The sequence below is a fragment of the Peribacillus frigoritolerans genome (genome assembly GCF_040250305.1).
GTDB lineage: Bacteria > Bacillota > Bacilli > Bacillales > DSM-1321 > Peribacillus.
Genome location: NZ_CP158190.1, coordinates 3890258 through 3903802, shown reverse-complemented (window position 1 = coordinate 3903802; position 13545 = coordinate 3890258). Strand labels below are relative to the sequence as shown.

At 43.9% G+C, this 13545-nt stretch carries 10 protein-coding genes and 1 other annotated feature (1 of these 11 running past the window's edge); of the genes, 8 read left to right on the top strand and 2 right to left on the bottom strand.

Annotated elements, in window-relative coordinates; translation table 11 throughout:
* The first annotated feature begins 132 nt into the window (after positions 1-132).
* Positions 133-789: a DUF421 domain-containing protein gene (locus ABOA58_RS19110; RefSeq protein WP_350299595.1), complete on the top strand. Its 657-nt coding sequence runs from the start codon at positions 133-135 to the stop codon at positions 787-789.
* Positions 790-818: 29 nt separating this feature from the next.
* On the opposite strand, the gene spoVB is transcribed toward ABOA58_RS19110, so the two are convergent.
* Positions 819-2381 (bottom strand): stage V sporulation protein B, encoded by a 1563-nt coding sequence (gene spoVB / locus ABOA58_RS19105; RefSeq protein ID WP_350299594.1) that lies wholly within the window; start codon positions 2379-2381, stop codon positions 819-821.
* A 171-nt stretch (positions 2382-2552) separates the two neighbouring features.
* Here spoVB and ABOA58_RS19100 point away from each other — a divergent pair, with 171 nt between their 5' ends.
* The 6 genes from ABOA58_RS19100 to dtd all read left to right on the top strand — a co-directional run bounded on the left by ABOA58_RS19100 (position 2553) and on the right by dtd (position 11318).
* Positions 2553-2858: a post-transcriptional regulator gene (locus tag ABOA58_RS19100; protein ID WP_137020410.1), complete on the top strand. Its 306-nt coding sequence runs from the start codon at positions 2553-2555 to the stop codon at positions 2856-2858.
* 195 nt (positions 2859-3053) lie between these two features.
* Positions 3054-5315, top strand: a complete 2262-nt coding sequence (gene secDF, locus ABOA58_RS19095) for a protein translocase subunit SecDF (RefSeq protein WP_350299593.1) — start codon at positions 3054-3056, stop codon at positions 5313-5315.
* 146 nt (positions 5316-5461) lie between these two features.
* Positions 5462-7837 carry a single-stranded-DNA-specific exonuclease RecJ gene (recJ, locus tag ABOA58_RS19090; protein WP_350299592.1) on the top strand — a complete coding sequence of 792 codons (2376 nt, stop codon included), beginning with the start codon at positions 5462-5464 and terminating at the stop codon, positions 7835-7837.
* Positions 7828-8340 carry an adenine phosphoribosyltransferase gene (locus tag ABOA58_RS19085; protein WP_034308789.1) on the top strand — a complete coding sequence of 171 codons (513 nt, stop codon included), beginning with the start codon at positions 7828-7830 and terminating at the stop codon, positions 8338-8340. The genes recJ and ABOA58_RS19085 overlap by 10 nt, the downstream gene beginning before the upstream one ends.
* A gap of 320 nt (positions 8341-8660) precedes the next feature.
* Complete coding sequence (locus ABOA58_RS19080) at positions 8661-10859, top strand: RelA/SpoT family protein (RefSeq protein WP_350299591.1); 2199 nt, start codon at positions 8661-8663, stop codon at positions 10857-10859.
* A 15-nt stretch (positions 10860-10874) separates the two neighbouring features.
* On the top strand, positions 10875-11318 hold the full coding sequence (dtd, locus tag ABOA58_RS19075) for a D-aminoacyl-tRNA deacylase (protein WP_241593340.1): 444 nt from the start codon (positions 10875-10877) through the stop codon (positions 11316-11318).
* Between the two features lie 66 nt (positions 11319-11384).
* Here dtd and ABOA58_RS19070 read toward each other — a convergent pair whose 3' ends face one another.
* The gene (locus tag ABOA58_RS19070; RefSeq protein WP_350299590.1) at positions 11385-13154 is read right to left on the bottom strand and encodes an SH3 domain-containing protein; all 1770 of its coding nucleotides are present in this window, start codon (positions 13152-13154) and stop codon (positions 11385-11387) included.
* 128 nt (positions 13155-13282) lie between these two features.
* Here ABOA58_RS19070 and ABOA58_RS19065 point away from each other — a divergent pair, with 128 nt between their 5' ends.
* A complete protein-coding gene (locus tag ABOA58_RS19065; protein ID WP_034308777.1) occupies positions 13283-13456 on the top strand; it encodes a hypothetical protein in 174 nt (57 codons plus the stop codon).
* A gap of 78 nt (positions 13457-13534) precedes the next feature.
* Positions 13535-13545: a binding site (T-box leader), on the top strand; it runs 228 nt beyond the window's last position.

The window sequence follows — 13545 nt, the reverse complement described above, 5'->3', positions numbered from 1 at the left end:
TGTTTGTACAAGCATATTCCCGATATCGAACCTTTAGACCAGGTTTAAGAAGCTTCCCGTAAAATTAGAAAATATTATGGAGTAATTTTTCAATTCCCAAGCCATGCTATGGATGAAGGAAGTGTTGTTAAAGTGGATATCTATCTAGGGATCATTTTTCGAACGGCGGTAATCTATCTGGTCATCTGGTTCCTTTTTCGAATGATGGGGAAGCGGGAAGTTGGGGAACTGAGCGTTCTCGATTTAGTGGTATCCATCATGATAGGGGACATTGCTGTGCTATCCTTTGAAGATTTGGAAAAACCGTTTATCCGACAGACTATCCCAATGTTTGTCCTCGCGATCCTCCAAATTACATTGGCATTTGCCTCATTGAAAAGTGTCAAATTACGCAATTTCATGGACGGCAAGCCGCAGATCATCATTAATCAGGGGAAAATAGATGAAAAAGCGATGCGCAGACAAAGATATAATTTTGATGACTTATTGACCCAACTTCGTGAACAAGGAATTATTGATATAAACGAAGTTCAATTTGCCATCCTTGAAACTTCAGGAAGGCTCTCGGTGATTAAAAAAAGCGACGAAGAAGGGTCAGAAAGTCAGGTACCATTCCCGCTAATTGTTGACGGAGAGATACAGGAAGAAAATCTTGATAAAATTGGGAAAAACCATTTTTGGCTTCTGAATCAGTTAAAAAAACATGGAGAAACGAAGGTTAAAGAGATTTCGATTTGCGGATACATAGATGGCCAATTTTACATCGATAAAAATGAAACGAAGAAATGAACCGAAGCCCTTGGATGCTTCGGTTCATTTTATTTCCAAGCGAATTTTGATAAAAAGCCGCCCACTACGGGAATCCTGATCAGATCGGCCTTTTTTATGCTGCCGGTCATGAACAGGAAAAATGTGAACAGCAGGATAACGACCGTCACGGAAAGCAAAAGCCGTATGCCAAGTGGCTGTGAGGAGAGCGGGAATTGATAAAGATAATAACCGCCCCATCCGGAAATTAAAGCAAGGACCAAAGCTGACATATAGCTGCGGAAATGAAGCGTGAAAGGGACGACCTTCAGCACAGTTGAAAAATGCAGGAAGGTAACGAGCATCGTACCGACGGCTATCCCGATTGCGGCTCCCATGATTCCGAAACTTTCCTTTGACGCCAGCAGCCAGATCACACCGATTTTAAGGATGTTACCAGCCAGGCTGTTGAACATTGCGGCCTTTGCAAGATCCAGTGCTTGCAGCATGGATTGCAGCGGATATTGAAAGTAATATAGGATGAAAAAGGGTGCCAGGAATTTAATGAAAACGGCAGCATGCGAAGAGCCGTACATGACTTGTAAAATCGGTTCGGCAAAGATGAATAAAATGACGATAGCTAAACAGCCTGTGATAAAGGTGATCTTCAGTGCCTGCTGAAGCCTGTGTTCAACGAGTAAAAAGTTTCCGGTCGTACGGGCTTCACTCACTGCCGGGACAAGTGCCGTCGCTAATGATGACGTAACGAAGGAAGGAAGCATGAGTAAAGGCAGGGCGTACCCTGTAAGCTCCCCATATTGACTGGTCGCTGCGGCCGCGGTGACTCCGGCAAGTGCCAAACTCTGGGCGACCACTATCGGTTCGAAAAACCACGAAACCGATCCAATCATCCTGCTCCCGGTGGAAGGAAGGGCAATCCCCATCAATTCGGTGAATGTTCCTTTTCCGGATTTGACATTCTTGAAGAAACCCTTTCTGAACTTAAAATGTTTCTTTAATTTAAAGCTGGTCAATAAGTAGATGAGAGATACAAGCTCACCGATAATCGATGCGAACATCGCCCCGGCTGCAGCATATTCGATTCCATATGGCAAAAAGGCCTTCGTCAGGACGGCTATGAAAGTGATTCGGGCCACCTGTTCGATAACTTGTGAGAAAGCGAAGGGCTTCATATTTTGCTTGCCTTGGAAATAACCGCGCAGTACGGAAGATATGGCGATGATAGGTACGATAGGGGCAATCGCCATGAGCGGCCATAACGTCCGTTTGTCAGTGAATAGGTATTCTGAGAGAGCCGGCGCGAAAAGCAGCATCGCAGGAGTGAAAATCATCGATAGAGTAAAGGTGCAGGCCAAAGAAACGACAAGGATTTTCTTGATTTTCCGTTCATCACCTCTGGCATTTGCCTCAGCCACGTATTTCGAAATGGCGATTGGCAGGCCTAACTGGGTTATGTTCACGACGAGAAAGAGGGTCGGTAAAGCCATCATATATAAACCAACGCCTTCTTCGCCGATGAAGCGGGCGATGACAATGCGGTTAATGAAACCAAGAACCCTTGTAATCAGGCTTGCGATTAATAATATCAGCGTCCCTTTTAAAAATTTGGACATTGAACTCCCTCCCTGCCTTCTCAAAAAAGCGGTTATGCTATACAATTATCTATATGCTTGTACTTGGACAAAGCATGACAAAAGTGTTTGTTTGCGTTCTAACAAATGATTAGAAACCCTTCTAAGAAAATGCGCATTCATTTGAGAATCATTTTTACTGGAGGCAAAGTGATGGCAAAAAAGAATCATCCCTATCAAAGGTATTATCTAAAGGTGCGTCCATTCTTGAAGAGCAAGCGTGAGGAATTCCAAATGGTCGGATTGAATGCCGTAACGGAGGAAGACATATGGGGAACCTTAACCAAAAATAAATGGAAGCGTCCGCAGGAAAACATTCACATACATGAACTTGTCGCAGATATCGTGACATTTTCGAGCAACCAGTTCATGACTTTCCAAATGGTCGAAGCTTATAAATCACCAAACCTATTTGAGCCGCTTTCTGAAGAGGAACTGAAGGAACTTTTGAAAGAATGACGCAAAGATATACTTAAATTGACAGCTGTTTGTATTTGACTCATAATAGATATGGTTATGCTTTTTTTGGAAAAGCATGGAAAGCTGTGTCTTTTTTCTTAAACAGCAAAGGGAATGCAGTTATCATTTAAACAAAAAATGACAGTTTTTTTAACTTCAGGAACAGGCGTATTATAGAAAGGGGCCTACTACATAATGGTAAAAAGAAGCAGGATCGTTGCGTTTTTTCTAATCGCACTTTTGATTTTCGCAGCGATGGGGACGACTTCAAAAGGAATCCTAAAGGATATCAAGCTGGGTCTTGATCTTCAAGGCGGTTTTGAAGTGTTATATGAAGTAAAACCGCTGAATGGGGAAAAGATCACCCCCGATGTTTTACGGGCTACAGTAAGCTCACTTGAGCGGCGTGTCAATGTTTTGGGTGTTAGCGAGCCTAACATTCAAATCGAAGGGAAAGACCGGATTCGCGTTCAATTGGCTGGGGTCAAAGACCAAAACAACGCTCGGGAAATCCTCTCGACACAAGCTAAATTATCCTTCCGTGACTACAACGATAAGGAAATGATGACCGGTGCCGATCTGAAAGAAGGCGGCGCGAAACAAACGTTCCAAGATAATCAACCGGTTGTTGAAGTCACATTGAAAGATGTGGATAAATTTAAGGATATCACTCAAAAAATATCCACGATGGAAAGTCCTACTAATGTACTTGCAATCTGGCTGGATTTTGAGGAAGGAAAAGATTCCATCAAAGATACCTCTTCACAGGACAATATGATTTCAGCTCCAGCTGTCAGTGAAGTTTTTAATACGAAGAAGGTGTATATTACCGGTCAATTCACGGTGGAAGAAGCGAAAGAGCTTGCAGCCCTTCTGGATGCAGGTGCCCTGCCTGTTGATTTGAAAGAAAAGTACTCCACTTCAGTAGGTGCCCAATTCGGTGCAGGTGCCCTGAATGATACTATTTTTGCAGGAATCATCGGAATTGCACTTGTTTTTATCTTCATGCTTGTGTATTACCGCTTCCCGGGATTCATTGCAGTCGTCACTTTAAGCATATACCTTTTCTTGACGCTATTAGTGTTTGATTGGATGAATGCGGTGCTCACTCTGCCTGGTATTGCGGCATTGGTTCTCGGTGTCGGGATGGCTGTCGACGCCAATATCATAACCTATGAGCGAATCAGGGATGAATTGAAACTTGGCAGATCCGTTAAGGCAGCTTATAAAGAAGGTACCAAGAATTCACTTGCTACAATCACGGATGCCAACTTAACGACCTTGTTGGCTGCGGCCGTACTGTTCTATTATGGAACAAGCTCGGTTAAAGGGTTTGCCACCACTTTGATCATTTCGATCTTAATGAGTTTCATTACAGCCGTTTATGGTACACGCCTCTTCATGAGCCTGTGGGTGAATAGCGGGTTCCTCGACAAACGTACTACATGGTTTGGCGTGAAGAAGAAGCACATTCACGATTTATCCGAGAAAATGGATTTAATGTCATTGCCAACACGCTTTGATAAAATCGATTTCGTCAAACATCGGAAAGTTTTTTATGGCATTTCAATCGGTGTCACCATTATCGGGATCATCTTCCTGCTCGTCTTCAGATTGAATCTTGGGATTGATTTCACGAGCGGTACCCGCATCGAGATTGCGTCCAACGATGTTTTAACGAAGCAGCAAGTCGTAACCGAAATGGAAAAGGTTGGTATTGACGAGAAGGATATCAAGGATGTCAGGCTCGCTGGACAAGACAATAAAAATGCTGTCGTTCGGACAGTCGGTGTCCTCGATAAACAAGAGATTGCTGAATTGAAGGACCATTTCAAAAAGGATTACGGAGCAGAACCGAATGTCAGCACCGTATCACCGACTGTAGGGAAAGAGCTTGCGAAAAATGCCATGAAATCGTTAGCGATTGCATCAATCGGTATCATTTTGTATGTATCGATACGATTTGAATGGCGAATGGCCGTACCTGCTGTGGTTGCGCTTATACATGATGCATTCTTCATCATCACGATTTTTAGCTTACTCCGGCTCGAAGTGGATATCACCTTCATTGCTGCGGTTCTGACGATTGTTGGTTATTCGATCAATGATACGATTGTAACCTTTGACCGTATTCGTGAAAACCTGCGCTTCAGCCGTAAAATCAAAACCGCCGAAGAGCTTGAGAACATTGTGAACATCAGTATCAGGCAAACTTTGACGAGATCCATTAACACGGTTCTGACCGTTCTAATTACAGTTATCGGGTTGATGATCTTCGGTAGTGAAGCTATCCGTAACTTCTCCATTGCGCTGTTTATCGGTTTAATATGCGGCGTGTATTCATCGCTATTGATCGCTTCCCAATTCTGGCTTGATTTGAAAATCAGGGAATTGAAGAAGAAAGGTCCGCTGAATACCGCAAAAGAAAAGAAACAAAGTCTTGAAGGACAAGTTTAATAAGTGAGAGGGGGCTGGCATGATGCCAGCCTTCTTTTTGTTAAACTAAGTTTATAGGATAGGGAATTACAGCCATTTATGAGTTTAAAATAAAATTGAAACTGGTATATTCGTTTTGTATAATGAGTAAGTTGAGGGGTGAATAAATGTTAAAGCCAAAAACCCGGTGGAACTTGCGTACTGCCGATGAAAACAAAGTTGCTGTACTAGCTGAAGAGCTTCATATCACACCTTTGGTTGCAGCCCTGCTTGTGAATCGAGGCCTGGATACGATTGAAAGTGCCCGATCATTTTTATTTGTAAAAAATCAAACTTTTCATGATCCATTTTTATTGAAGGATATGGATAAAGCGGTATATAGAATAAGAGAAGCCATTCAAAATGGAGAAAAAATACGTATATTCGGTGATTATGATGCGGATGGCGTGACATCGACCACAGTGATGATGACGGCATTGATGAAATTGGGGGCCAATGTTGATTTTTATATCCCGAATCGTTTTACAGAGGGATATGGTCCGAATCCGATGGCGTTCCGCCTTGCAGCTGAGCAAGGGGTGAACGTATTAATAACCGTCGATACAGGAATTTCTGCAATCGATGAAGCGAAACTTGCCGGCGAGCTTGGCATGGATTATATATTGACTGACCACCACGAACCGGGGCCGGAACTGCCTGAGGCATTGGCAATCATCCATCCTAAACTTGAGGACAGTTCCTATCCATTTAAAGACCTTGCCGGAGTAGGGGTCGCATTTAAGCTTGCACACGCCCTGCTTGGGGAATTGCCTGAGGATCTGCTTGAAATAGCGGCAATCGGCACGATAGCGGATTTAGTGCCTTTGCAAGGGGAAAACCGCCTCATTGCTGCGAAAGGCATCGAGCAGTTACGTTTGACTCGCCGCCCGGGACTTGTTGCGTTAATGAAAGTGGCGAATGTTCAGCAGGAAGCATTGAATGAAGAATCGATCGGCTTTGCGATGGCACCGAGGATCAATGCTGTCGGGCGCCTTGGAGATGCCGATCCCGCTGTCGATTTATTGATGTCCGCAAGCCTGGAAGAAGCGGTGGAACTTGCGAATGAAATCAATGATATCAATAAAGAGCGGCAGGAAATGGTTGCAGCAATGGCGGCGGAAGCGATAGCTGAGGTCGAGGAAAACTTCCCGCCGGAGTCCAATGGCGTGCTCATCATCGGAAGGGAAGGCTGGAACGCAGGAGTCGTGGGGATTGTGGCCTCAAAACTTGTTGAACGCTTTTACCGGCCCACGATTGTATTGAGCTATGACCGGGAAAAGGGATACGCGAAAGGTTCTGCTCGGAGCATCGCCGGTTTTGATCTTTTTCAAAGTCTTTCCGCATGCCGTGAACTGCTGCCTCATTTCGGTGGGCATCCGATGGCTGCTGGAATGACATTGAAAATTGAAGATGTCCAGGAGCTCAGGGACCGCATGAACTTGATTGCGAAGGAACAACTGAACGAAGAGGACTTCACACCGATTACAAACTTGGACGGTGCTACGACTTTAGCTGACGTTTCCATTCAAACGATTCAGGAAATGAGCTTGCTGGCGCCATTTGGGGTAACGAATCCCAAGCCGAAAATATTGATAGATTCCGTACAGCTTTCAAGTGTCCGCAAAATAGGTGCCAACCAAAATCACTTGAAGGTCTCGCTTGAAGATGGTGAAAATCACAAACTTGACGGTGTGGGCTTCGGTCTTGGTCATTTTGTCGATGAAATAGCTCCGCATGCTGAGGTCTCGGTTATTGGTGAGCTTTCCATCAATGAGTGGAATAATATGAAAAAGCCCCAGATCTTTGTCCAGGATGTCTCGGTAAACCATTGGCAGTTATTCGATTACCGCGGCAAGGGACAGGCAGAGAAGTGGCTTGCCGACATTCCTGCACAAAACCGGAAGATCGTCATTTTCTCGGAAGATATTTATAGCAGATATCCATTTTTACAAAACCATCCGGATCTCGTTATTATAAAGAATGAACTGGATGCAGAGCAGCTCGATTGCTTCGAAGGTCATTTGGTATTCATGGACATGCCGCAGTCAAGGGAATATTTGAAACGGGTGATTGCCGATAAACACCCTTCGCGTATCTACGCTCACTTTTCCCATGAACAGGACCATTTTCTAAGTACGATGCCAACAAGAGATCATTTTAAATGGTTTTATGCCTTCCTTGCCAAAAAGGGGCCGCTCGATGTGAAAAGATATGGTGATGACCTAGCCAAATATCGCGGCTGGTCAAGAGATACGGTGGATTTCATTTCTAAGGTGTTTTTTGAGCTTGATTTTGTTACAATAGAGAATGGGTTAATTATGCTCACAACCAATGCGAAAAAACGCGATCTCAGTGAATCTGAATCGTATACAAGAAAGAAAGAGCAATTTGAGCTTGAACAAGAGCTTGTTTATTCTTCCTATCAGCAATTATTCGATTGGTTCAATCATTATTTAGTTCATGAGGCAACAGACCTTGAGGAGGAAACAAAGCAATGGATTTAAAGCAATATGTAACAATTGTGCAAGACTGGCCAAAACCGGGTATTGTCTTCAAAGATATTACAACATTAATGGATAACGGTGCAGCTTATAAATACGCAACAGACCAGATCGTCGAGTACGCTCGCGATAAGAATATCGACTTGGTGGTCGGGCCGGAAGCGCGCGGATTCATTATCGGATGTCCAGTCGCATACTCATTGGAAGTGGGCTTTGCGCCAGTGAGAAAAGAAGGAAAACTTCCACGTGAAACGATAAAAGTCGAATATGGATTAGAATATGGCAAGGATGTATTGACAATCCATAAAGATGCCATTAAACCGGGACAGCGTGTACTGATTACGGACGATTTACTTGCTACCGGGGGAACAATCGAAGCGACGATCAAATTGGTTGAACAGCTTGGCGGGATTGTAGCCGGGATTGCATTCCTTATTGAATTGACTGACTTGGATGGTAAAGATAAATTAGACGGCTATGATGTCTTGACATTAATGAGCTTTTAATAAAGAAGAGCACTCTGACCAGGGTGCTCTTTCTGTTTTTACCCGTTTTTTCTGGATTTTGTCGAATTTCCAGTGAAAAAATGCAGTATTCTTTATAAAATACACGTTTAACTCTTTACATCCTTGCCTTTTTTTTCGATAATAGTAATAATAAAGAGTTTTTCTGCTAATAAGTTTATTTGCACTTTTATCCGTTTAAGCGGATTTATTTTTTTTCGCAAAAATTGTCACGTTTTGCAGAATAATAAAGGGAAGTGCTACCAATCATACTCAATCCGGATCATATCCGGTGGCAGTTAAAGTGGGGTTAAGGTGATTAAATGGCTAATGATCAAATATTGACTGCCGAGCAGGTTGTAGAACGGGCCAGCTTATATCTTCAGCCGGAAGAAGCTGAATTTATTCATAGAGCGTTTAAGTATGCAGAGTATGCTCACCGAGAACAATTCCGTAAATCGGGAGAGCCGTATATTATTCATCCGATTCAAGTGGCGGGCATTCTGGCTGAACTTGAAATGGACCCTGCAACCATTGCGGCAGGTTTTTTACATGATGTTGTTGAAGACACGGAGATCACTCTGAAGGATATTGAAGAAAATTTCAGTCCTGAAGTCGCCATGCTTGTGGATGGCGTGACAAAGTTAGGGAAAATCAAGTATAAATCACAGCAGGAGCAACAGGCGGAAAACCATCGGAAAATGTTCGTGGCTATGGCCCAGGATATACGGGTCATCTTGATCAAGCTTGCGGACAGACTTCATAATATGCGGACTTTGAAGCATCTGCCCCAGGAAAAGCAGAGAAGGATATCGAACGAGACGTTGGAAATTTTCGCACCGCTTGCTCATCGTCTTGGTATCAGTACAATTAAATGGGAACTTGAAGATACTGCACTAAGGTATTTGAATCCTCAGCAGTATTACCGAATCGTCAACCTGATGAAGAAAAAGCGTGCAGAACGTGAAAAGTATCTGGAAGAAGTCATTGATGAAGTGCGTAAAAACGTTGAGGAAGTCAATATTAAGGCTGACCTTTCCGGGAGACCGAAACATATATACAGCATTTATCGTAAAATGGCTTTGCAGAATAAGCAGTTCAGCGAAATTTATGATTTGCTTGCAGTTCGGATCGTCGTCAATAGCATAAAGGATTGCTATGCCGTTTTAGGGATCATCCATACATGCTGGAAGCCGATGCCTGGCCGATTCAAAGATTATATTGCGATGCCGAAGCCGAATATGTATCAATCGCTCCATACGACGGTGATCGGACCGAAAGGCGACCCGCTGGAAGTGCAGATCCGTACTTCCGATATGCATCGCATTGCCGAGTTCGGGGTTGCCGCGCACTGGGCTTATAAAGAAGGAAAAGATGTCGGTGAACAGCCTTCACTGGAAGAAAAATTGACATGGTTCCGGGAAATTCTTGAATTCCAGGATGATGCGACTAATGCAGAGGAATTCATGGAATCCCTTAAAATAGATCTTTTTTCTGATATGGTATTCATTTTCACACCAAAAGGCGATGTCATCGAACTGCCATCAGGATCCAACCCGATAGATTTCGCATACCGGATTCATTCGGAAATCGGAAACAAAACGATTGGTGCCAAAGTGAATGGGAAAATGGTACCGCTGGATTATAAACTGAAAACTGGCGACATCATAGAAATCTTAACTTCCAAGCATTCATATGGTCCAAGTCAGGATTGGCTTAAACTAACGCAAACATCTCAGGCGAAAAACAAGATCCGCCAATTTTTCAAGAAGCAGCGCCGGGAAGAAAATATCGAAAAAGGCAAAGAACTTGTTGAAAAGGAAATCAAGGATATGGAGTTCGACCTGAAGGAAATCCTGACGGCCGAGAATATCAGGCGTGTTGCAGATAAATTCAACTTCCTGAATGAAGAAGATATGTATGCAGCAGTCGGATATAACGGAATCACTGCCCTTCAGGTAGCTAACCGCCTTACCGAAAAATGGCGTAAGCAGAAAATGGTCGAGCAAGAAGCGGATATTTCTGAAGCGGTAGCCGATCTGAAAACCTTCTCCAATACAGCTAAAAAACGTGACTCAGGTGTACAGGTACCGGGTATTGATAACCTGCTTATCCGTTTATCACGCTGTTGCAACCCAGTGCCAGGGGACGAAATCGTTGGTTATATAACCAAAGGCCGTGGAGTTTCAGTTCACAGACAGGACTGCCCAAATCTGGATAGCGGGGATGCCGACCATCGCCTTGTGCCGGTTGAATGGGAAAGTACGATTAATGAACGCAAGGAATACATCGTTGAAATTGAAATCAGCGGCTATGACCGTCGCGGCTTATTAAACGAAGTGCTGCAAGCCGTCAATGAAACCAAGACCAACATTTCGGCGGTCTCGGGTAAATCCGACAGGAATAAGGTGGCGACCATTCACATGTCGATCTATATCCATAACATTGCCCATTTACAAAAGGTCGTCGACCGTATCAAACAAATTTCAGATGTTTATTCCGTTAGAAGGATCATGAACTAAGGAGTTTTTATTGCCATGCGTGTTGTTTTACAACGTTCCAAAGCGGCAAAAGTCGTTGTCGCAGACCAAATAATCGGGCAAATCGACAGCGGGCTCGTCCTGTTGGTTGGTGTCACCCATGGGGATACCATCGATGACGCCGCCTATTTGGCAGATAAGATTGTAAATCTCAGAATATTTGAAGATGAAAATGAAAAGATGAACCATTCACTCTTGGATGTGGGAGGTTCGATTTTATCAGTTTCACAATTCACCTTATACGGCGATAGCCGCAAAGGCCGTCGACCGAACTTCATGGACGCCGCCCGTCCTGAAGAGGCGAATGAAATATATGAGGCATTTAACGAGGAACTCCGCAAGAAAGGCGTCCATACGGAAACCGGTCAATTTGGTGCCATGATGGATGTTCAGCTTACTAATGACGGTCCCGTTACACTAATACTTGAAAGCAAAAAATAACCTGCTGCGGCAGGTTTTTTTTGTAGAAAAGCCAGCTTCGATGCGAAGCTGGCTTTTTTCTAATTCTTATTTAAAATACCGCGCCAATCCATTATAGATGGCAGATGTGATTTTTTCTTGATACTCATTCGATGTTAACGTCAATTCTTCCACGGGATTGCTTAAATAACCTAGTTCAATAAGTGTAGCTACCCGTTTATTTTCGCGGGTAACATGAAAATTCCCGTAACGTGATCCACGATTGGGCACCTGCATGGTTGTACCGAGTGAATTGGCCAGTGTAGCCGCCAATGCACGCTGGTAGTCATGATAGTAGTATGTGGTTATCCCGCTGGTGATCTGGTCCTTGGTGCTATCATAATGGAGGCTGATGAAAGCATCCGCGTTATGTATATGAGAAGTGCTGACCCGGGAAGGGAGTGGAACATAGGTATTTCCGCTTCTGGTCAGGATCACTTTAGCTCCTGCCGCCTGAAGTTTGTCCCGCAGCAGCTCTGCCGTACGAATCGTCAGGTTTTTCTCGAATGTTCCACCGACGCCTATTGTACCGCTATCCCTGCCGCCATGGCCCGGATCGATCACAATGGTTTTATCCTTTAAGTATTTTTCAACGCCAGGTCGTTGGATCTGCTCGGAATTCCCTTCGATCGTCACGATCCATCCGGCCACATAAGCCGTTTGTCCGCTCTTCAGTTTAATGGAATACCAGTCGCCTTCCATACCTGATGCGGAGAACGTTTCACCTGCATTGGCCTGTTCGACAATCTTCGAGTTGCCATCAGGCTCGCTTCTAAGGATCGTACCATCATGAATGATGGTAATCTTGTTACCTTTTACATCAACCTTTTTTTCCTTCACCGTTTGTTCAACATTCTCTTTTTCCAGATACCAACTCACGACCCAGCCCTTTTTCGAACCGGAGAGCTTGATCTGTGTCATATTTCCCTTTGTTTGCAGCACGGCGTACGTCTCATCCTTGTTCACCGAACCGATGACCTTGCTTGAGAGAGAGGCTTCTTTCCTGACATTTAAACCCGTAGCGGTCACCCTTGCAGTGGCGCCTGCCGGATCATTTTTCATGTCTTCTTTACCTTCGCTTACTTGTATGTAGGGTTCAGCTACCCAACCGCGGACTCCTTGGAAATCAATTTCAGCCCATTCATTTTCAACCCGGTAAACGGTCACTGCCGTATTTTTATTCAGCTTTCCGAGTGTGGCACTGCTTTTCGACGGTTCCGAACGGACATTGAGCCGATCCACCAAAGTTACTCCGGTTTTTACGGATTGATTCGTTTCTTTTTTCTTAGTTGAATCTTTTTTCGCTGCATTTCCTGATGCGGCGGGGAGATTAAGGTAGTCAGAAGAGACCCACCCTTCGATATCCGCCGTTTTGATCTTTATCCAATTTTCATTTTTTTCGATGATGTCAACAGCTGTACCTTTACTCAAGGACCCAACCGTTTGAAATGTAGTGCCTGGACCTGTACGGACGCGGACCGAGCTGCCTGATATCACACCTTGTCCGGATTCCTTTTTGACCAGATCTGTATCAGACCCCGTTTGTCTCTCCACTAGCCAATTGGCAACCCAACCCGTTTTGCCGGCGCCAATCCGGATTTCGATCCAGTCGCCATCTTCATTCAGGATGGGATACGATTCCCCTTTTGCCAGTTTTTTTACGATAGGGAAACTGAGACCTGCACCTTCACGGACATTGACCAATTGGGTCGTCACGATATTTTTCCCTTCATCTTTTCCAAAAGCGTGATTGACGGGGAAAATCGCTGAGAATATCAGCATAAGTGTCAGGCCGAATAAACCCGATTTCTTCTTCATAAGTTGTCTCTCCCTTTTAATGTCTATATGTATGTATTCTCGTTCAATGAAAATTTCCCTCTTTCCCTGTGCAAAAAACATTTTTTTTAGGAAAGAATAGAGCTTATATAACTCTAGGAGGGAACCACATGAAATTCAGCGAAAAAGATCAAACGAGCTTAAGCGGAGGCAATCAAGTACTTGGTGTCGATTTTCACGATTTCATCCAAAAGGAACAAAGCGCAAACCTTGTTGAATTGGCATCTGAATTCGGAGTCAATGTCCGGACGATCAAAAATCTGAAAAAACGTTTGAACCAATAAAATGAGACAAAATCCTCAGTCTGCCTTGACATTTGATGTTAACGTCCGTATGATTATAAAATATCAGACTTATTACTGCAATAACCAAT

Bases quoted from the DNA above. Each gene is read 5' to 3' on its own strand.
- ABOA58_RS19100 (WP_137020410.1), top strand. From the start codon at position 2,553: ATGGCAAAAAAGAATCATCCCTATCAAAGGTATTATCTAAAGGTGCGT.
- spoVB (WP_350299594.1), bottom strand. From the start codon at position 2,381: ATGTCCAAATTTTTAAAAGGGACGCTGATATTATTAATCGCAAGCCTG.
- ABOA58_RS19085 (WP_034308789.1), top strand. From the start codon at position 7,828: ATGGATTTAAAGCAATATGTAACAATTGTGCAAGACTGGCCAAAACCG.
- secDF (WP_350299593.1), top strand. From the start codon at position 3,054: ATGGTAAAAAGAAGCAGGATCGTTGCGTTTTTTCTAATCGCACTTTTG.
- dtd (WP_241593340.1), top strand. From the start codon at position 10,875: ATGCGTGTTGTTTTACAACGTTCCAAAGCGGCAAAAGTCGTTGTCGCA.
- ABOA58_RS19070 (WP_350299590.1), bottom strand. From the start codon at position 13,154: ATGAAGAAGAAATCGGGTTTATTCGGCCTGACACTTATGCTGATATTC.
- ABOA58_RS19080 (WP_350299591.1), top strand. From the start codon at position 8,661: ATGGCTAATGATCAAATATTGACTGCCGAGCAGGTTGTAGAACGGGCC.
- recJ (WP_350299592.1), top strand. From the start codon at position 5,462: ATGTTAAAGCCAAAAACCCGGTGGAACTTGCGTACTGCCGATGAAAAC.
- ABOA58_RS19065 (WP_034308777.1), top strand. From the start codon at position 13,283: ATGAAATTCAGCGAAAAAGATCAAACGAGCTTAAGCGGAGGCAATCAA.